The organism is Mycobacterium pinniadriaticum, from assembly GCF_026242045.1.
In the GTDB taxonomy this organism is placed as follows: Bacteria; Actinomycetota; Actinomycetes; order Mycobacteriales; family Mycobacteriaceae; genus Mycobacterium; species Mycobacterium pinniadriaticum.
Window position 1 is genome coordinate 116,650 of the sequence record NZ_JAPJDO010000006.1, and the last position, 18,138, is coordinate 134,787.

At 66.8% G+C, this 18,138-nt stretch carries 18 protein-coding genes and 1 pseudogene; 12 read left to right on the top strand and 7 right to left on the bottom strand.

Translation table 11 applies throughout. From position 1 onward, the window contains the following. Window positions 1–37 precede the first annotated feature (37 nt). On the top strand, window positions 38–343 hold the full coding sequence (locus tag ORI27_RS09460) for a DUF2469 domain-containing protein (protein ID WP_071946215.1): 306 nt from the start codon (window positions 38–40) through the stop codon (window positions 341–343). Window position 344: 1 nt separating this feature from the next. Here the strand turns inward: ORI27_RS09460 and ORI27_RS09465 are convergent, their stop codons facing one another. Continuing rightward, on the bottom strand, window positions 345–1,523 hold the full coding sequence (locus ORI27_RS09465; RefSeq protein WP_265996496.1) for an ROK family protein: 1,179 nt from the start codon (window positions 1,521–1,523) through the stop codon (window positions 345–347). 176 nt (window positions 1,524–1,699) lie between these two features. Here ORI27_RS09465 and ORI27_RS09470 point away from each other — a divergent pair, with 176 nt between their 5' ends. After that, the gene (locus tag ORI27_RS09470) at window positions 1,700–2,920 is read left to right on the top strand and encodes an MFS transporter (protein WP_407666257.1); all 1,221 of its coding nucleotides are present in this window, start codon (window positions 1,700–1,702) and stop codon (window positions 2,918–2,920) included. A 126-nt stretch (window positions 2,921–3,046) separates the two neighbouring features. After that, window positions 3,047–3,664: a hypothetical protein gene (locus ORI27_RS09475; protein WP_265996497.1), complete on the top strand. Its 618-nt coding sequence runs from the start codon at window positions 3,047–3,049 to the stop codon at window positions 3,662–3,664. A gap of 9 nt (window positions 3,665–3,673) precedes the next feature. Here the strand turns inward: ORI27_RS09475 and ORI27_RS09480 are convergent, their stop codons facing one another. After that, window positions 3,674–3,967 carry a type II toxin-antitoxin system RelE/ParE family toxin gene (locus ORI27_RS09480; protein ID WP_265996499.1) on the bottom strand — a complete coding sequence of 98 codons (294 nt, stop codon included), beginning with the start codon at window positions 3,965–3,967 and terminating at the stop codon, window positions 3,674–3,676. Then, window positions 3,964–4,215, bottom strand: coding sequence for a type II toxin-antitoxin system ParD family antitoxin (locus ORI27_RS09485; RefSeq protein ID WP_265996500.1), 252 nt, complete (start codon window positions 4,213–4,215; stop codon window positions 3,964–3,966). The genes ORI27_RS09480 and ORI27_RS09485 overlap by 4 nt, the downstream gene beginning before the upstream one ends. A gap of 150 nt (window positions 4,216–4,365) precedes the next feature. Here ORI27_RS09485 and ORI27_RS09490 point away from each other — a divergent pair, with 150 nt between their 5' ends. From ORI27_RS09490 to ORI27_RS09505, 4 genes are all read left to right on the top strand, one after another. Then, a complete protein-coding gene (locus tag ORI27_RS09490; RefSeq protein WP_265996501.1) occupies window positions 4,366–4,731 on the top strand; it encodes a YraN family protein in 366 nt (121 codons plus the stop codon). Beyond that, window positions 4,731–6,242 (top strand): YifB family Mg chelatase-like AAA ATPase, encoded by a 1,512-nt coding sequence (locus ORI27_RS09495; protein WP_265996502.1) that lies wholly within the window; start codon window positions 4,731–4,733, stop codon window positions 6,240–6,242. Before ORI27_RS09490 ends, ORI27_RS09495 begins: the two co-directional genes overlap by 1 nt. Continuing rightward, a complete protein-coding gene (dprA, locus tag ORI27_RS09500) occupies window positions 6,209–7,381 on the top strand; it encodes a DNA-processing protein DprA (RefSeq protein ID WP_407666270.1) in 1,173 nt (390 codons plus the stop codon). Before ORI27_RS09495 ends, dprA begins: the two co-directional genes overlap by 34 nt. Window positions 7,382–7,449: 68 nt before the next feature. Continuing rightward, on the top strand, window positions 7,450–8,298 hold the full coding sequence (locus tag ORI27_RS09505) for a siderophore-interacting protein (RefSeq protein ID WP_265996504.1): 849 nt from the start codon (window positions 7,450–7,452) through the stop codon (window positions 8,296–8,298). On the opposite strand, the gene ORI27_RS09510 is transcribed toward ORI27_RS09505, so the two are convergent. Continuing rightward, a complete protein-coding gene (locus ORI27_RS09510; RefSeq protein ID WP_265996506.1) occupies window positions 8,295–11,279 on the bottom strand; it encodes an MMPL/RND family transporter in 2,985 nt (994 codons plus the stop codon). The two genes, ORI27_RS09505 and ORI27_RS09510, sit on opposite strands and share 4 nt — an antisense overlap. Further along, a complete protein-coding gene (locus ORI27_RS09515) occupies window positions 11,276–11,716 on the bottom strand; it encodes an MmpS family transport accessory protein (protein WP_265996507.1) in 441 nt (146 codons plus the stop codon). The genes ORI27_RS09510 and ORI27_RS09515 overlap by 4 nt, the downstream gene beginning before the upstream one ends. A 110-nt stretch (window positions 11,717–11,826) precedes the next feature. On the opposite strand from ORI27_RS09515, the gene ORI27_RS09520 reads away from it, so the two are divergent. The 4 genes from ORI27_RS09520 to ORI27_RS09535 all read left to right on the top strand — a co-directional run bounded on the left by ORI27_RS09520 (window position 11,827) and on the right by ORI27_RS09535 (window position 14,981). Then, entirely contained in the window at window positions 11,827–12,120 is a 294-nt protein-coding gene (locus ORI27_RS09520; protein WP_265996641.1) for a metal-sensitive transcriptional regulator, read from the top strand. A 216-nt stretch (window positions 12,121–12,336) separates the two neighbouring features. Further along, window positions 12,337–12,783, top strand: coding sequence for a DUF5078 domain-containing protein (locus ORI27_RS09525; protein WP_265996508.1), 447 nt, complete (start codon window positions 12,337–12,339; stop codon window positions 12,781–12,783). A gap of 126 nt (window positions 12,784–12,909) precedes the next feature. Then, entirely contained in the window at window positions 12,910–13,998 is a 1,089-nt protein-coding gene (locus tag ORI27_RS09530) for a transporter substrate-binding domain-containing protein (RefSeq protein ID WP_265996509.1), read from the top strand. A gap of 20 nt (window positions 13,999–14,018) precedes the next feature. Then, complete coding sequence (locus tag ORI27_RS09535) at window positions 14,019–14,981, top strand: tyrosine recombinase XerC (RefSeq protein ID WP_407666258.1); 963 nt, start codon at window positions 14,019–14,021, stop codon at window positions 14,979–14,981. Window positions 14,982–14,983: 2 nt separating this feature from the next. Here ORI27_RS09535 and ORI27_RS09540 read toward each other — a convergent pair whose 3' ends face one another. Then, complete coding sequence (locus ORI27_RS09540) at window positions 14,984–16,414, bottom strand: protein adenylyltransferase SelO (RefSeq protein ID WP_265996511.1); 1,431 nt, start codon at window positions 16,412–16,414, stop codon at window positions 14,984–14,986. Window positions 16,415–16,541: 127 nt separating this feature from the next. Further along, window positions 16,542–16,964 (bottom strand): annotated as a pseudogene (locus ORI27_RS09545) (M23 family metallopeptidase); the annotation flags it as partial. Between the two features lie 345 nt (window positions 16,965–17,309). Between ORI27_RS09545 and rpsB the strand changes: the two are divergent. After that, the gene (gene rpsB, locus ORI27_RS09550; protein ID WP_265996513.1) at window positions 17,310–18,137 is read left to right on the top strand and encodes a 30S ribosomal protein S2; all 828 of its coding nucleotides are present in this window, start codon (window positions 17,310–17,312) and stop codon (window positions 18,135–18,137) included. Window position 18,138: the final 1 nt, after the last annotated feature.

Consider the following 18,138-nt stretch of genomic DNA (forward strand, 5'->3'; position numbering starts at 1 on the left):
ACATCCCGAAGAGACGACAAAGAGGACCGCTGAGCCGATGAGTGCCGAAGATCTCGAAAAGTACGAGACCGAGATGGAGCTCTCGCTGTACCGCGAATACAAGGACATCGTGGGGCAGTTCAGCTACGTCGTGGAAACCGAGCGTCGCTTCTACTTGGCCAACAGTGTCGAGCTCGTGCCGCGCAACACCGACGGCGAGGTCTACTTCGAACTGCGGCTCACCGATGCCTGGGTATGGGACATGTATCGGCCCGCCCGGTTCGTCAAGCAGGTCCGGGTGATCACCTTCAAGGACGTCAACATCGAAGAGGTGGAGAAGCCCGAACTGCGGCTGCCCGAGTAGCTCAGCGCAGCGCGGCGTCGATGGCGTCGGCGGACAGGATCTGCTCCAACACCAGCGCCGCACTGCCGATGTTGCCGGCCTTGTCGCCATAGGTGGACGGGACGACCTGAAGGTGGCGGGTGGCCAACGCGGTTGCGTTGCCGTACAACGTTTCTCGCAGCCCGGCCACGAAGACGTCGTAGGCGCCGGACATGTCGCCGCCGACGACGAGGACCTCGGGGTTCAGCAGGTTCACCGCGGCGGCGATGACCTCGCCGACGTGACGGCCGCTTTCGCGCAGCAGTCGGCGGACCTCGCTGTCGCCGTGGTTGGCCAGTTCCACCACATCGCGGATGTGGGTGACGTCGCGGCCCTGCTCCTGCAGAGTGCGCACCAGCGCCCACCCGCCGGCGATGGCCTCCAGGCAGCCGGTGTCGCCGCAGCGGCACGGTATGCCAGCCGCCGCCGCGGTCCTGTTGTGGCCGAATTCGCCGGCGGCGCCGAGCGCCCCGCGCTGCAGGATGCCACCGGCCACGATCCCGGCCCCCAGTCCCGTCGATGCCTTGATCAGCAGCAGGTCGTTGTGGACCTTCAGCGGGCTGCGGCGTTCGGAGAGCGCCAGCACATTGGTGTCGTTGTCGAGCACGATCGGCGCCGAGGTCAGCTTGCGGAAGTAGGGCTCCAGCGGAACCCCGTCCCAACCGCTCATCACCGGCGACGCCAGGCTGCAGCCGCGCTGCTGGTCGACGGTGCCGGGCAGCGATACCCCGACGCCTAGGACGTCGCGCGTGGGCCGGCCGGTCTCGTCGAGCAGCACTTCGAGCCGTTTGACCAGGTCGGGCATCAGGTCGTCGGGGCCGATGCGGATCTCGGAGTCCATGTCGGTCAGGGCGTGGATATCGCCGGCGAGGTTGCACACCGCCAGCCGGGTGCGGCTGCGGCCGATCGCCGCAGAGAGCACAACTCCGGCTTCGGCGTTGAATCGGACCAGCGCGGGCGGCCGGCCACCCGTCGACGGGCCCTCTTCGCCTTCGGAGACCAGTCCGCGGCGGGCCAGCGCTGAAATCCGGCTGCCGACGGCCGTCCTGGACAGCCCGGTCAGTTCGCGAATCTCGGCGCGCGTGGTGGCCACCCCGTCGCGAATCAGCGCGAAAACTTCCCCTGCCGTAGCGGGGGCGGCAGAACGCCTGGTGACCGGCACCTTTCCATTGAACCAAGATCCATCGATGACTGAAAGCGGTAGAGACGCCCGTCACTTTTGCCGCATTAGGACATAAGTGGGTTGGAAGGGCGATGAAAGCGGCGGTAGGGTCGGTACCGGGATCGAGCGCTGCAGCGCGGCAGCAACCGCCACCGCACAGAAAGTCGATAGCTCCCGTGACTGTCACTTCCCGGCCCGCCGCACTTGCGGTGCCTCCCACCCCGCGCGCACCGCACTCGCGGGTGGCCATCCTGGCCCTGGCGCTCGGTGGATTCGGTATCGGCACCAACGAGTTCGTCGCGATGGGGTTGTTGCCCGAGATCGCCGGTGGACTGCACATCTCCGAGCCCACCGCGGGCCACGTCATCTCCGCCTACGCCCTCGGTGTGGTGGTCGGGGCGCCGGTGCTCGCCGCCATGACCGCGCGGTTCAACCGCAAGGTCGTGCTGCTGAGCCTGATGGCACTGTTCGTCATCGGCAACGTGCTCACCGTCCTGGCACCGACCTACGGAATCCTGATCGGGGCGCGGTTCCTCGCCGGTCTCCCGCACGGGGCCTTCTTCGGGGTCGCGGCACTGGTCGCCGCCCAGCTGCTGGGCCCACAACAACGGGCGAAGGCGGTTGCCCAGGTGATGACCGGGCTGACGGTGGCGACGGTGGTCGGTGTGCCACTCGCGTCCTGGCTCGGCCAATTGTTCGGCTGGCGAAGCGCATTCGCGTTGGTGGTCGTCATCGGATTGGTGACGTTGGTCGCCATCTGGACCTGGCTGCCCGACCTCACCGCGGCGCCCACCGCCAGCACCCGCACCGAACTGGGGGCGCTGCGGCGCCCGCAGGTGTGGTTCGCGTTGGTGATCGGGATGGTCGGCTTCGGCGGCATGTTCGCCGTCTACACCTACGTGGCGACCACCCTGACCGACGTTTCGGGCGTGTCGCGCTCCTGGGTTCCGGTGGGACTGATGGTCTTCGGGATCGGGATGGTGGTCGGCAATTTCGCAGGCGGCCGGATGGCCGACCGGTCGGTGGTCCGCGGCCTGTACGTGTCGATGGCATCGCTGGCGGCGGTGCTGGCGGTCTTCGTCGCGGCCGCGCACAACCCGTTCACCGCCATGTTGCTGCTGTTCGGCATCGGCGCCAGCGGAGCGGGGCTCGCGCCCGCGCTGCAGACCCGCCTGATGGACGTCGCGGCCGAGGCCCAGACGCTGGCCGCCGCGCTCAATCACTCCGCTCTTAACATCGCCAACGCATCGGGGGCCTGGATCGGCGGACTGGTGATCGCGGTCGGCTATGGCTACACCGCGCCGGCCGCGGCAGGCGCCGCGCTGGCCGTCATCGGCCTCGTGGTACTGACCGTATCGGTGGCACTGCAGCGTCGTTCCGCGGTGGTCCCGGCATGATCCGGGCAGTGGCGGCGTTGCTCCGGCGACCGCGTGGGCCGGTGCGCGTGGAACTGTATCTGCCTGCGCGGCAACGTGTCACGATCACGATGGGGGAACGAACACCCAGAAGGGAGGCGAGCTGAGATGACCGATCATGTGATCTTTCGCTACGACCCTGACAACCGGCCCCAGATCACTTTCCGGGGCGTTCCGAGCGGATGCGCCGGCGGTGCCGGCACTATGGCCGAAGCCCGCGGGGCTTACCGGACGTGCCTGTCCGCGCGGCTTCATGTGGACCGGCGTGCGCTGCCGCCTGTCGTCGAGCATCTCGAGGGCCTGGTGCGGGGCATGTGGGTCCGCACCAAAGTCGGTGCGGTACATCGGGACAGGTCCAGCGACAAGATGCTGCTGCAGATTCTGCTGGCGGCCGGCGACGAGCAGGCCGGGCTGCGCGAGCGTGTCACCCGGTTGACCGAGGCGGGAGCCGAGCCGGTGGTCGTGCTTACCGAGCCCGATTACGCGCTCGAGACATTGCTCGACCAGATGTCAGCGGGGGACACGCTGGTGGTCGCCCATTCCGAGGACAACGAGTCAGTCGGATGGAGTGTCCTGTACGGGGTGGAATCGGGTGCCGGCCAGGATGTCCCGTCTGTCGGTGACGACGGCGGATTCAGGGCGACTCCGGTGGCGACGTTCACGCGGACGTGTGCGGCCGTCGGGCGGGTGGTGCATCGCCGACCCGCGGCCCACTTGGCGTCGTGACCGCGTAAGTCAGTCCAGGCGCCGGTCGAGATCCATCCGTTGGTGGAGTATGCGCACGACATCGATCACGTTGCCCCCGAAACGGTAGTAGAGCGTGTGGGATGCAACGGGGTGCTTTCGGTAGCCGGGGCGTACGTCATCGCAGGCCCGTCCGATCAGCGGGTTGTCCACAATGCGTTCAACGGCACGCTGAATTTCGCGTACGTACTCCTCAGCCTGATCCGCACCCCAGCGCTCACTGGTGTAATCCCAGATCTCTTCCAGGTCCGCACGGGCTGCCGGCGACAGCACGTAGGACCTCACCGGTGGCGGGGTTCCTCAGCGCGTTTTCGTGCGATGAATTCGTCGAAGTCCAGCGCTGCCGAATCGCCGCTTTGTTCGCCGGCGATGAGTTCTCGGCGCAATGCGAGCAGACGTGTCTCGCGATCCTCGAGCAACCTCAGTGCGGTGCGTATGACATCGCTGGCTGACCGGTAGCGGCCAGATGCGACCTCCGCCTCGATGAATGCGCTGTAGTGCGCGTCGAGGCTGAACGACGTGTTCTTACCCACGGCCCAGACGATACCAACTATTGGTATCCGTGCCCGGGATCCAAGGCTGGCTTGTGGATGAGCGCAGGTCTGGGGACAAGTGGACCATGTTGCAGGCCTTCAGGCCGATGAGTGTCGATGTGTGTCGGCCGCTGCGGAGAGGCTGCACCCATGACGACGTTGACGCGCAACCAGCTCGGTGCGCTGGGGGAGCAGCTGGCAGTCGAGCACCTGGGCTCGCTGGGCTTGCGGATCGTGGCCCGCAACTGGCGTTGCCGGTATGGCGAACTCGACGTGATCGCCGTCGCGGATGAGCGCGCGGTGGTGTTCGTGGAGGTGAAGACCCGCACCGGCGACGGGTTCGGCGGTTGGGAGCAGGCCGTCACGCCGACGAAGGTCCGCCGCATCCGCCGACTCGCCGGGATCTGGCTGGCTGCGCAGGACCAGCATTGGGCGGTGATCCGCATCGACGTGATCGGTGTACGCATCGGTCGGCAGCGCACCCCGGAGATCACCCACCTGCGCGGGGTCGGCTGATGGCACTGGGACGGGCCTACTCCGTCGCCGTGCGCGGCTTGGACGGCGAAATCGTTGAGATCGAGACCGACATCAGCTCGGGGCTGCCCGGCGTGTACCTGGTCGGGCTGCCCGACGCCGCATTGCGGGAGTCCCGCGACCGGGTCCGTGCGGCAATCACCAACTGCGGCAACGACTGGCCGCAATCGCGGCTGACCCTGGCGCTGTCCCCGGCAACCCTGCCCAAGACGGGCTCGCTCTATGACATCGCCATCGCCGCGGCTGTGCTGTCGGCGAGCCGCAAGACCCCGTGGGATCGCCTCGAGAAGACCGTGCTGTTGGGAGAGTTGGCCCTGGATGGGCGCATCCGGCCGGTGCGCGGCGTGCTGCCTGCGGTGCTGGCCGCCAAGAAACAGGGCTGGCCGACCGTCGTGGTGCCGTTCGTTAATCTGCCCGAAGCCAGCCTCGTCGACGGCATCGAGGTCCTTGGAGTCCACACGTTGCGGCAACTGCAGGGCTGGCTCGCGGGGAAGGCCGCGCTCGACGAGCGCGTCCATGCGCCGATGCCGCAGCCCGCACCCATCGCCGACCTCGCTGATGTGGTCGGGCAGACCCATGCCCGCTTCGCCGTCGAGGTGGCTGCCGCCGGGGCGCATCACCTGATGCTGACCGGGCCGCCCGGAGTCGGGAAAACGATGCTGGCCCAGCGCCTTCCGGGGCTGTTGCCGGAACTGAACGAAAGTGAGGCGCTGGAGGTGACCGCGATCCATTCCGTCGTGGGCCTGCTCTCGGAGGCGACGCCGCTGATCACCGTGCCGCCGTTCATCGCCCCGCACCACTCGTCGAGCGTGGCGGCGCTGGTCGGCGGTGGGTCGGGGATGGCCCGTCCTGGTGCGGTGAGCCGCGCGCATCGCGGCGTGCTCTTTCTCGACGAGTGTGCCGAGATCCGGGTCAGCGTTCTGGAATCCTTACGAACACCGTTGGAAGACGGCGAGATTCGACTCGCGCGACGCGACGGTGTGGCGCGATATCCGGCGCGCTTCCAGCTGGTGTTGGCCGCCAATCCCTGCGCCTGCGCGAAAACCGACCCCAAAGACTGCATCTGTACATCACTGGAGAAACGTCGCTATCTCGGCAAGCTGTCGGGTCCACTCATGGATCGGGTGGACCTGCGGGTGCAGATGCACACCGTGCGGGCGGGGGCCTTTGCATCGGAGGCGCCGGAAAACACGGCGGCGGTGCGCCAACGGGTCGCGCAGGCACGGGCCGCGGCCGCCGAGCGCTGGCGCCAGTACGGGTTCACCACCAACGCCGAGGTGACCGGGTCGGTGCTGCGGCGAAAATTCCGGCTCGACAGCACCGCGATGGCGCCCCTGAAGACGGCATTGGAACGCGGCGTGCTCAGCATCCGAGGCGTGGACCGATCGTTGCGGGTCGCCTGGACGTTGGGCGATCTGGCCGGGCGCACGATGCCGAATGTCGACGACGTGGCGGTGGCATTGAGCTTCCGCCAGGGAGGAGCAAAGCCGTGACCGATGACGTCAGGACGTTGGCATGGGCGTATTTGTCCCGGGTGGCCGAACCGCCGTGCGACGAGATCACCGCTCTGGTCGCCGAGGTGGGACCGGTGGAAGCCTCCTACCGGGTCGCCGGCGGCGAGGTGAGCGACGGGCTGCGCGAACGCACGGCCGCGCGGCGCGATATCGACGCGGCCGAAGCGGATTTGGAGATGTTGGAGCGTCGCGGCGGCCGGCTGATCACCCCGGACGACAACGAGTGGCCCGTGTTGGCCTTCACCGCCTTCGGCGGGGCGGCCGTGCGGGAGCGCCCACAGGGTGGACCGCCGCTGGCGCTGTGGGCGATCGGCCCGGCCCGGCTCGACGAGCTCGCCGAGCGGTCGGCGGCGATCGTGGGCACTCGCGCCGCATCCGGCTACGGCGAGCACGTTGCCGCCGATATTGCCGCTGGACTGGTCGAACACGACGTCGGAGTGATTTCCGGCGGTGCCTACGGGATCGACGGGGCAGCGCACCGCGCGGCGTTGGCGACCGAGGGGCTGACGGCGGCTGTGCTGGCCGGCGGTATCGACATTCTGTATCCGGCGGGGCATTCGTGCCTGTTGCATCGGATCAGCGGTTCGGGCCTGTTGCTGACGGAGTACCCGCCCGGGGTGAGGCCGGCTCGGCACCGATTCCTGACCCGCAACCGCCTGGTCGCCGCGCTGGGCGGGGCGACCGTGGTGATCGAGGCGGGCGTCCGCAGTGGGGCGGCGAACACCGCGGCGTGGGCCAGGGCGCTGGGGCGGGTGGTATGTGCGGTCCCGGGCCCGGTCACCTCGGCCTCGTCGGCGGGCTGCCACATTCTGTTGCGCAGCGGTGCGGAGTTGGTGACCCGTGCCGAGGAGGTCGTCGAATTGGTCGGGCGAGCAGGCGAATTGGCGCAGGAGCAGCCTCGGCCCGTCGGGCCGCTGGATGGTTTGAGCGACGCCGAGAAACAGGTCTACGAGGCGTTGCCGGGCCGCGGTGTGCGCAGTGTCGACGAGCTCGCGGTGGCCTCCGGCCTGCCGCCGACCGCGGTACTGGGACCGCTGGCGATGCTGGAGATCGCGGGTTTGGCCCGCCGTGAGGACGGCTGCTGGCGGCTGGTCCGCAATGCGGCTCCACCGAGGTAGCCGACCTGGCGCCCGGTCCGGAACGTATAGTCGGGGCGGTTGGCTAACGATTCTCGTCGGGAGGCGATGTGGCGGGTCGACCACTTCACACATTTCAGGTCGTCAGCACCGAGCGATTGGCGCCGCATATGGTGCGCGTCGTGCTTGGTGGCACCGGTTTCGACACGTTCACGCCCGGTGAGTTCACCGACTCCTACGTGAAGTTCGTGTTCGTGCGCGACGACGTCGACGTCGCGGCTCTGCCGCGGCCACTGACGCTGGACAGTTTCAAGAAGCTGCCGCCCGAGCAGCAGCCCACCGTGCGCACCTACACGGTGCGCCGGGTCGACCCCGAGGCGCGTCAGATCACCGTCGACTTCGTGGTGCACGGTGACCACGGGGTGGCCGGGCCGTGGGCCTCGGCCGCCCAAGCGGGGGACACCATCTATCTGATGGGTCCCGGCGGTGCGTATTCGCCCGACAAGAGGGCCGACTGGCATCTGTTCGCCGGTGATGAGGCCGGCCTGCCCGCGATCAGCGCGGCCCTGGAAGCGTTGCCGTCCAACGCGATCGGGAAGGCCTTCATCGAGGTCGCCGGGCCAGAGGATGAAATCGATTTGGCCGCACCGGAATCGGTCGAGGTCACCTGGATCTACCGCGGCGGGCGCGCCGATCTCGTGGGTGACGACCGGGCCGGCGACAACGCGCCGCTGGTCGAGGCCGTCACCACCGCCCCGTGGCTGCCGGGCCAGGCCCAGGTGTTCATCCACGGGGAAGCCCAGGCCGTCATGCACAACCTGCGGCCCTACATCCGCAAGGAGCGCGGCGTCGACGCCAGGTGGGCCTCGATCTCCGGCTACTGGCGGCGCGGCCGCACCGAGGAGACCTTCCGCCAGTGGAAGCGTGAACTGGCCGAGACCGAAGCCGGCCAGGACTAGGCTTGGGCCGGCACCTCGGCGTCGTCGCCGGATTCGGGCTCGCTGCTTTCCGGCTTGGGTGAGATTGCGTGCATCCGCTCGCTGTAGGCCGGGCGTTGGCGGACCCTCAGCGGCCACCAGAACCATGGACCGAGGATGGCCGCGATCGACGGTGTCATCAGTGATCGCACGATCAACGTATCGAGCAACAACCCGATTCCGATTGTCATGCCGCCCTGACCGACGTTGAGCAGGTCACCGGAGATCATCGAGCCCATCGTGAAGGCGAACACCAGGCCGGCGGCGGTCACCACGGTTCCGGTGCTGCCCATCGACCGGATGATGCCGGTGTTGATGCCCGCCCCGATCTCCTCCTTGAACCGCGACACCAGCAACAGGTTGTAGTCGCTGCCGACGGCCATCAGGATGATCACGGCGAACGCCAGCACGATCCAGTTCAGTTCGATGCCGACGATCCGTTCGAAGATGAACACCGACAGGCCGAACGCGGCACCCAGTGAGATCACCACCGTACCGACGATCACCATCGACGCCACGAATGCGCGCGTGATGATCAGCATGACGATGAAGATCAGCGTCAGAGCGGCGAAGGCGGCGATCATCGTGTCGTACTTGGCGCCCGCCTGCACGTCGCGGTACGTGGCCGCGGTACCCGTCAGGTAGATGTCCGACCCGGCCAACGCGGTGCCCTTGATGGCCTCGTGCGCCGCCGTGAGCTGATCGTCGACAACCGAGATGCCCTCCTCAGAGGCGGGATTCACGTCGTGGGTAACGATCAGCCGGGCCGCCTTGCCGTCCGGTGACAGGAACAGCTTCAGACCCTTCTGGAAGTCGGGGTTGGAGAACACCTCCGGCGGTAGGTAGAAGTAGTCGTCGCTCTTGGACGCGTCGAAGGCTTCACCCATCGCCGTTGCCGTGTCGGTCATCTGCTGCATCTGCTCGATGAGTCCGTCGAAACTGCTGTGGATGGTCTGCAGGGTGTTCTGCATCGCGGTGGCGGTCGCGATGATCGGCGGGAACTGCGCCACCATCTGGGGAACGAGCGCATCGATGTCGCCCATGCCGTTGACCATCTTGTCCATGCCGTCGACCATCGCGGTCATGTCGGTCTGCAGCGCGCCCATGTTGTCGCTGAACTTGTCGACGCCGTCCATCGCGTCGAACGCCGACCGGATGCCCCAGCACACCGGGATGTTGAAGCAGTGCTCCTCCCAGTAGAAGTAGTTGCGGAACGGGCGGACCTCGTCGTCGAAATTGGCGATGTTGTCCCGCATCTCGTCCAGAGTCGCCTTCATGGCGTTCATATCGTCGACGCTGCGGTGCGCCGAGTCCACCATGCCGTTGGCCGACCCGACGGTGGTGTGCATCGCGTCAGAGAACTTCACCATGAGCGCCTGCATCCGGTTCATCGACGCGATCATCGTGCTCATGTCGTCACTCATCTTGCTGATGTCACCGACCCGTTGCTTCAAGAACTGCAGGTTCTGGGTGATCGGCACCGAGGACATGCTGATCTGGTACGGGATGGAGCTGTGTGCGATGGGGGAGCCCAGCGGTCGGGTGATGCTTTGCACCATCGCGATGCCCTCGATCCGGAACAGTGCCTTGGCGATGCGGTCGAGGACGATCATGTCGGTGGGGTTGCGCATGTCGTGGTCGGACTCGATGGTCATGATGTCCGGATTGAGTCGGGCTGTGCTGAAGTGCTTTTCGGCCGCCGTGTAGCCGACGTTGGAGGGCACGTCCGCAGGGATGTAGCGGCGGTCGTCATAGCTCGTCTTGTAGCCGATCATGGCCAGCAGGCCGAGCAGCACCACACTGGTCGCCGCGGCCAGAATCGGTTTGGGCCAGCGGACCGTCGCGGTGCCGACCTTGCGCCACCCCTTCGTCTTCATCATCCGCTTGGGATCCAGCAGACCGAACCGGCTGGCCACGACCAGGATGGCGGGGGCGACGGTCATCGCGGCCGCGACGACGATGATCAGGGCCATCGCCGACGGGTAGGCCAGCGAGCTGAAGTAGGACAGGCGGGTCAGGCGCAATGTCAGCATGGCACCGGCGATGGTCAGGCCCGAGCCGAGGATGACGTGGCCGACGCCGTGGAATGCGCTGTAGTAAGCCGATTCCGGGTCCTCGCCGTTCTGTCTGGCTTCGTGATACCGGCCGATCAGGAAGATCGCGTAGTCGGTGCCGGCTGCGATCGCCAGGGCCGTCATCAGCGGAACCGAGAACGTCGAGAAGTCCATGATCCCGAGGTGGCCGACCACCGCCACCGCCCCTCGGGCGGAACCCATCTCGATGCCGACGATCGCGAGAATCAACAGCACGGTGCTGACCGATCGGTAGACCAGGGCCAGCATGATGGTGATGACGATCATCGTGGTGACGGTCATCTTGATCATGCTCTTGTCGCCGATCTCCAGCGCGTCTGTGGTCAGCGGTGCCGGGCCGGTGACGTAGGCGTGCAGACCCGCTGGTGGCGGCGTCTCGTCGATGATCTTGCGGACGGCGTCGACCGAGTGGTTGCCCTCGGTGCTGCCCTGGTCGCCGGCGAGGTTGAGCTGGACGTAGGCGGCCTTGCCGTCACTGCTCTGTACCCCTGCGGCGGTGATCATGTCGCCCCAGAAGTCGTGGACGTGCTCCACGTGCTTCTTGTCGGCGTTGAACTTGCCCACCAGAGTGTCGTAGTAGCGATGCGCCTCGTCGCCCAGGGGCTGGTCGCCCACGAGAACGACCATGGCGATGCTGTCGGACGTGGACTCGCCGAACTTCTCGCCCATCCGCTTGGCGGCGATCACCGAGGGCGCGTCCTGCGGCGACATCGACACGGCATTGGCCATACCGACCTTCTCCACCTGGGGGACAAGCAGGTTGACGGCGGCGGTGAAGGCCACCCAGACGAGGATGATCGGGACCGCGAGTGCCCGGATAGTGCTGGGGATGCGCGTGCGGGTGTCTGAGTCCGAGCCGTGCGCGCTCATGCGGCCTTGTCCAGACAGAAGGCCTGGGCGTCGCGGCCGTCGGCGAAGTCTTCGGCGACGAGCTTGTCGTCGACCAGGATCCGGCAGCCCAATGCGTCGGTGTCGCCCTGGGCGACCACGTTGGCCAGCACCCCCGGGTCGGTGGTGCTCACGGTCACCGACCACGGCAATTCGGTGAAGCCTGCCTCGATGGTCTTGCCGTTGACGTCGAGGTAACTGACCCGGCCGGAAGCATCTGGGGGTCCGACGATCTCATAGGTCACCCGCTTGACGTTGATCGGCTCGATCACGTCTGCCGGCAGCGGAGCGGCGACGTAGGGCTTGTCCGAGTCGAAGAAGGTTCGAATCCGACTCACGACGGCGATAGCGGCGACCAGGGCCACCACCACCACCACGACCACCCAGAACCGTTTCAAGAACCCGACTATCGAGGGCATCGTCCTCACCTATGTCCTATCTCAGACCTGTACGTCGTCCATCTGCTCCTAGAACATATACCATAGGGGGTATGGTATACAGTAACGAGTGCACCGAGAGGGGTGAGGAAATGGCGATGAACGATGAGCAGCCGTCGTGCGATGCCGCCGTAACGGCGACACTGAACCGCTTGCGCCGCGTTCACGGTCAACTCGGTGGCGTCATCGGGATGATCGAGGACGGCCGCGGATGCAAGGACGTCGTCACCCAACTCGCCGCGGTGTCAAAGGCGTTGCACCGTGCCGGATTCACGATCATCGCCACCGGCCTGCGGGACTGCCTGGATGGATCCGGCGATCAGTCGACTGGTGGAAGCCAACTCACCGTCGAGGAACTGGAAAAACTGTTCTTGAGTCTGGCCTGAGTGCCGACTCGTCGTTGAAAGGGATTGCGATGTGTCGTTCTGTCAAGTGCCGTGAGTGTGGAAAGACCACCTGGGCAGGGTGCGGTATGCATGTCGACGCCGTTCGGCGCAGCGTGCCCGCGGGCCAGTGGTGCGGTGGTCATGCGAGCAGCCAGTCCACGGCATCGCGCTGGAGCCTGTTCAAGCGCAAGAAGTAGAGCGACAGGAAATATCACGATGGCGAGACTGGTCAGCATTGGCCTGGCCGCGGTGGCCTCGATGGCGATTCTGGTTTCGGCGACCGCTGTCGCCGGCGCCGACGCCACCGATGACTACCCGATCCCCAACCGGATCCTGCGCACATCGTGCACCGCCGAACAGATCATGGCGGCGGCGCGTGATGTCGCTCCGGTCTACTACGAGCGCTACATGATCGACTACGGCAACAAGTCACCCGAGTTGCACCAGGCCGTTCAGGACCGGATCCACTGGTTCTTCGCCATGGACTACCCCGGACGCCGGCAATATTCGCAAGACACCGCGACCAACGCCTTCTACGAGCCGCTGTCGTGGCAGTGGCCCAACTGGGCGAAGTTGTTCTTCAACAACAAGGGCGTGGCCGCGCACACCACCGACGTGTGCGCGCTCTACCCGCCCCATGACGAATCAGTCTGGAGCCGTTAGGCGTTGGTACCCGGGCCTTCGATCGCGTAACACGCTAACCTCTGGGGAGATCCTGGAGGAGTGATGTGAGTGGTCTTGCGGTGGTATTCACTGCTGATGGTGTCGGCTCTCGTTTGGCTGGTTGGTATGGCGCCTACGGTCGCACCGCGCGCAGGAGCGCAACCGGGTTCTGACAGCGACCCGCGACAAGTCACCGTCGCAGTCCACACCCTCGAGCCCTTCGTCATGAAGACGAAGGCCGGGGAGTGGACCGGGTTCAGCATCGATCTGTGGACCGAGATCGCCAACCGTCTGGGCTGGAGCACCGAGTATCTCGACACCGGCGACGTCAGGGGCCAATTGGCGGCAGTGACCGACGATCGCGCCGATCTGGCGGTCGGTGCGATCTCGTTGACCGCCCAGCGAGAACAGTCTTTCGACTTCTCCCAGCCGACGCTGGACGCCGGTCTCCAGATCATGGTGCCGGTGCACCACACTCGGGCCTCGGTCCCCGGTCTCGGCGGCTACCTCGATCTGCTGTTCAGCCGAACGATGCTGATCTGGCTCAGCGCGGCGATCGTCGTCAGCGTGATACCCGCGCATGTGTTCTGGCTGATCGAGCGGCGCAGTGCGAACCCAGTGGTCGCGCGGTCCTACTTTCCCGGCATCGTCCAGGCGTTCGGCTGGGGGATCGGGTCGCTGGTCGGAAAGAACAGCAGGCTGCCGACGAGAGTCACGACGCGTGCGCTGGCGATCCTGTGGGGATTCGCGGGCATCGTCTTCGTGTCGTTTTACTCGGCGAACCTCAGCGCCACGTTGACCGTGGCCAAGTTGGAGTCCAAGATCGCCGGCCCGGCGGATCTGTACGGCAAGTCAGTGGCCACGGTCGCCGACACCACTGCCGCGTCGTACCTGCGCGACATGGGCATCGACGCGACCGAAACCCGCACGATCGACGACTGCTACCACCTGTTGGAGACCGAAGGCTACGACGCTGTGGTGTTCGACGCACCGGTGCTCCGGTACTACGCCGCCCACCGCGGCGAAGGGGTCGCTGCGCTGGCCGGGCCGGTGTTCCAGGACGAAAGCCAGGGCTACGTGTTCGCCATCAACAGTCCCTTGCGTAAGCCGATCAACCAAACGCTGTTCCGGATGCGCGAGGACGGCACCTACAACCTGATCAAGGAGAAATGGTTCGGCGACGACGAAGCGGTCTCGGCGAACAACCCGAATTAGGACATCCGCTCGGACACGCCGTGACGTCTCGCGGGAAAGCCGGCGCCATCTGCGACCGTAGGGGAGTGGACCCCGGCGACTACACGGAGATCCTCGACGAGTACGCCGAGCATCTCGCGCTGGAGCGCGCCCGCTCCGAGCACACCCGTCGGGCCTACCTCGCCGACTTGAAGTCACTGTTCGCCTTCCTCGACGAACGCGCTCCCGGCGCCGGGCTGGCGGGCCTGAGCCTGCCGATCCTTCGTTCATGGCTGGCCGCGCAATCGGCTGCCGGGGCGGCCCGCACGACGTTGGCCCGCCGCACCTCGGCGGTCAAGACGTTCACCGCCTGGGCCACCCGGCGCGGCTTGCTCGCCGACGACCCGGCGGCGCGCCTGCAGCTGCCCAAGGCCCGCCGTACCCTGCCCTCGGTCTTGCGTCAGGACCAGGCGCTGGCGGCGATGGCCGCCGCGGATCTTGGCGCCCAAGAGGGGGACCCGCTGGCGCTGCGCGACCGGCTGATCGTCGAACTGCTCTACGCCACCGGGATCCGCGTCAGCGAGCTGTGCGGCCTGGACATCGACGACGTCGACATCGGCCGGCGGTTGCTGCGCGTGCTGGGCAAGGGCAACAAGCAGCGCACCGTCCCGTTCGGGGCGCCGGCACTGGCCGCTCTGGCGGCGTGGCTTGCTGACGGCCGGCCCGAACTGGCCACCGCCGATTCCGGCCCGGCGCTGCTGTTGGGCATCCGGGGCCGGCGGCTGGACCCGCGCCAAGCCCGCACGGTGGTGCACCAGACCATGTCCGCGGTCGACGGCGCGCCCGACATCGGCCCACACGGTCTGCGGCACAGCGCGGCCACGCATCTGCTGGAAGGCGGCGCCGACCTGCGGATCGTCCAGGAGATCCTGGGGCATTCGACGCTGGCCACCACGCAGCTCTACACCCATGTGACCGTCGCGCGCCTGCGCGCCGTCCACGACCAGGCTCACCCCCGAGCGTGAACCTAAGTGCCGCAGAAGGTTTGAAAGCAACGCCCGAACTCGTCGGGGGCGGGTTCGGCGTACCGCTCGCAACCCTCCCGCTCGTCGTATGGCGAACTGATCACCGCCAGTAGCCGGTCGAACGGTTCCATGTCACCCGACGCGGCCGCGGCCAACGCCTCTTCGACCAGGTGATTGCGCGGAATGTAGACGGGGTTGACCCCTTGCATCGCCTCGAGGTCGGGATCAAGGCGGCGCCACCGGGTCGCCCAGGCCTCGAATGGTGGCTCGACTTCGTCGCCCGCGAGCCGGCGGAAGAACGAGGTGTAGTCGATACGCTCGGACCCGAGCAACTCGGACAGTTCGTCGACGAGTTGCTGGGCAACCCCATCGTCGACCGCATCGCCCAAGCCGAGTTTCCGGCGCATGCCCGCCGACCACGCCGCTGTGTACAGCTGCGGAAATTCCTGCACAGACGTGGTTGCCAGCGCGAGCGCCTGCTCCTGATCATCGGCGATCAGCGGGAGCAGCGCTTCGGCGAAACGCGCCAGATTCCATCCGGCAACGGCCGGCTGGTTGCCATATGCGTACCGGCCCCACGAATCGATCGAGCTGAACACGGTCTTGGGGTCGAAGGCGTCCATGAATGCACACGGGCCGTAGTCGATGGTCTCGCCCGAGATCGTCATGTTGTCGGTGTTCATCACGCCGTGGATGAACCCGACGAGCATCCACTGCGCGATGAGGTCTGCTTGGGCGGCCACCACCGAGTCGAGCAGCGCCAGATACGGATTTTCCGCGTGGACGGCGGCAGGGTAGTGCCTGCTGATCGCGTGGTCGGCGAGGCGGCGCAACAACGCGAGATCACCCGCGGCCGCGACATATTGGAAGCTGCCCACGCGTAGATGACTGGCTGCGACGCGGGCGAGCACGGCGCCGTCCAGCAGGGTCTCACGCTGGGCGGGGCGCCCGGTAGCGACGACGGACAGTGCGCGGGTGGTGGGAATGCCCAGCGCGGCCATCGCTTCGCTGATCAGGTATTCGCGCAACATCGGGCCAACCGCCGCCAGACCGTCACCGCCGCGTGCGAACGGCGTCCGCCCCGACCCCTTCAGATGCAGATCGCGCAGCTGGTCTCGGGCGTCGATCAGTTCACCCAACAGCAAGGCGCGACCGTCGCCGAGGCGGGGCACCCAGCCACCGAACTGGTGGCCGGCATACCCCTGCGCGACAGGCTGCGCGTCCGCCGGCACTCGGGTCCCGACCAGCAGACCGATCCCGTCGGAGCTGCGCAGCCACCCAGGATCGAGCCGCAAATCGGCGGCAAGCGATTCGTTGAGTACGAGCAGCCGCGGATCAGGAGTGGATTCGGCCTGCCAACGCACGGCGAGTTCGGGCAGTTCGGTGGCGAATCGATGGTCGAGAACGGCGGTCGAGCCGGGCGCAATGCTCATCACCAGCCAGCGTACGTACGCTCACCGGCGAAGCCCAGCGCAGCTGAAGCGTGCGAGTAGACGCAAAATCGCACGATTTCGCACGCAGTTGTGCGATTTTGCGTCTACTCGCGGAAGGTGCTCAGCCCGCCAGCGGCTTGAGCCGGATCGGCGTACTCGCCAGCAGACCCAGCGGGTCGACGTAGTCGGCCCGTGAGGCCGGGCCCCACATGGCACCCCAATGCAGGCAGGCGGCCGCCGGACAACCCGGATGCCCGGGCCGCAGCTCGCCCAGCACCGTCGACGTGTCAACGAGCTGGCCCACCCGCACTGCCGCATCGACCGGCTCGTAGCTGGTCCGCAACCCGCCGGCGTGGGCGAGTGACACCACCGGGCGCCCGGCCAGCTCACCGGCGAACACCACCGTCGCCGGGCCCGCCGCATAGACCGGCATCCCCGCAATCCCGGCCAGGTCCACCCCGCGATGGCCCCGTTGCCAGTTCGGTGACGGCGCATCGAAGGCCCGGGTCACCGCCGGCGGCGGCCGCAGCGGCCAGTCCAGCCGTCCGGATTCGGCCACGCTGGTCCCCGCGGACAGCAGCACAGCGGCGCAGACCACGGCAATGACGCGCATCACCCCAGTTCAGCGTCCTGCCTGGACTGCGAAAAGGCCCGGAATGCCAGGCTGTGGACCGTCCCCGCGCTGTGGACAAAGCACCCGTTGCGGCGGTGTAAACTTTGATCCGCAACTCGCGCGAGCGGGTTGACTTCGCGCGTCTGTCCCGCAAGTCCGCTACATCGACTTGCACCACGTATGCCGGTTGGTCCCGTCCGCGGGTCGGCATGCCTCAGGCGCCAGGGCTTGGCTTCACCCGAAGCCGGGCGACAACCGACAACATATAGAGGTATAGCCAACATGGCTGTCGTAACCATGAAGCAGCTGCTGGACAGCGGCACGCACTTCGGGCATCAGACCCGACGCTGGAACCCCAAGATGAAGCGGTTCATCTTCACCGACCGCAACGGCATCTACATCATCGATCTTCAGCAGACGCTGACCTACATCGATCAGGCTTACGAGTTCGTCAAGGAGACCGTCGCCCACGGCGGCAGCATCCTGTTCGTCGGCACCAAGAAGCAGGCCCAGGAGTCCATCGCCGACGAGGCCACCCGCGTCGGCATGCCCTACGTGAACCAGCGCTGGCTGGGCGGCATGCTGACCAACTTCTCCACCGTGCACAAGCGTCTGCAGCGCCTCAAGGAACTCGAGGCCATGGAGCAGACCGGTGGCTTCGAGGGTCGCACCAAGAAGGAAATCCTGATGCTGACCCGCGAGAAGAACAAGCTCGAGCGCAGCCTCGGCGGTATTCGCGACATGCAGAAGGTGCCCTCGGCGATCTGGGTCGTCGACACCAACAAGGAACACCTCGCCGTCAGCGAAGCCATCAAGCTGGGCATCCCGGTCATCGCGATCCTGGACACCAACTGCGATCCCGACCAGGTCAACTACCCGATCCCGGGTAACGACGACGCCATCCGCTCGGCGGCCCTGCTGACCAAGGTCATCGCCTCCGCGGTGGCCGAGGGCCTGCAGGCCCGCGCCGGCGTCGGCTCGGGCGACAAGCAAGAGGCCGCAGCCGAGCCGCTCGCCGAGTGGGAGCAGGAGCTGCTGGCCAGTGCAACCGCGTCGGCCCCCAATGACGCTGGGTCGGTCGCGACTGAAACCACAACCGACGCTTCTTGAG

Excerpts from the sequence above, each read along its gene's own strand:
- ORI27_RS09530 (WP_265996509.1), top strand. The coding sequence starts at position 12,910 with ATGGCGCCTACGGTCGCACCGCGCGCAGGAGCGCAACCGGGTTCTGAC.
- ORI27_RS09540 (WP_265996511.1), bottom strand. The coding sequence starts at position 16,414 with ATGAGCATTGCGCCCGGCTCGACCGCCGTTCTCGACCATCGATTCGCC.
- ORI27_RS09490 (WP_265996501.1), top strand. The coding sequence starts at position 4,366 with ATGACGACGTTGACGCGCAACCAGCTCGGTGCGCTGGGGGAGCAGCTG.
- ORI27_RS09525 (WP_265996508.1), top strand. The coding sequence starts at position 12,337 with ATGGCGAGACTGGTCAGCATTGGCCTGGCCGCGGTGGCCTCGATGGCG.
- ORI27_RS09460 (WP_071946215.1), top strand. The coding sequence starts at position 38 with ATGAGTGCCGAAGATCTCGAAAAGTACGAGACCGAGATGGAGCTCTCG.
- ORI27_RS09515 (WP_265996507.1), bottom strand. The coding sequence starts at position 11,716 with ATGCCCTCGATAGTCGGGTTCTTGAAACGGTTCTGGGTGGTCGTGGTG.
- ORI27_RS09510 (WP_265996506.1), bottom strand. The coding sequence starts at position 11,279 with ATGAGCGCGCACGGCTCGGACTCAGACACCCGCACGCGCATCCCCAGC.
- ORI27_RS09520 (WP_265996641.1), top strand. The coding sequence starts at position 11,827 with ATGGCGATGAACGATGAGCAGCCGTCGTGCGATGCCGCCGTAACGGCG.
- ORI27_RS09495 (WP_265996502.1), top strand. The coding sequence starts at position 4,731 with ATGGCACTGGGACGGGCCTACTCCGTCGCCGTGCGCGGCTTGGACGGC.
- ORI27_RS09475 (WP_265996497.1), top strand. The coding sequence starts at position 3,047 with ATGACCGATCATGTGATCTTTCGCTACGACCCTGACAACCGGCCCCAG.
- rpsB (WP_265996513.1), top strand. The coding sequence starts at position 17,310 with ATGGCTGTCGTAACCATGAAGCAGCTGCTGGACAGCGGCACGCACTTC.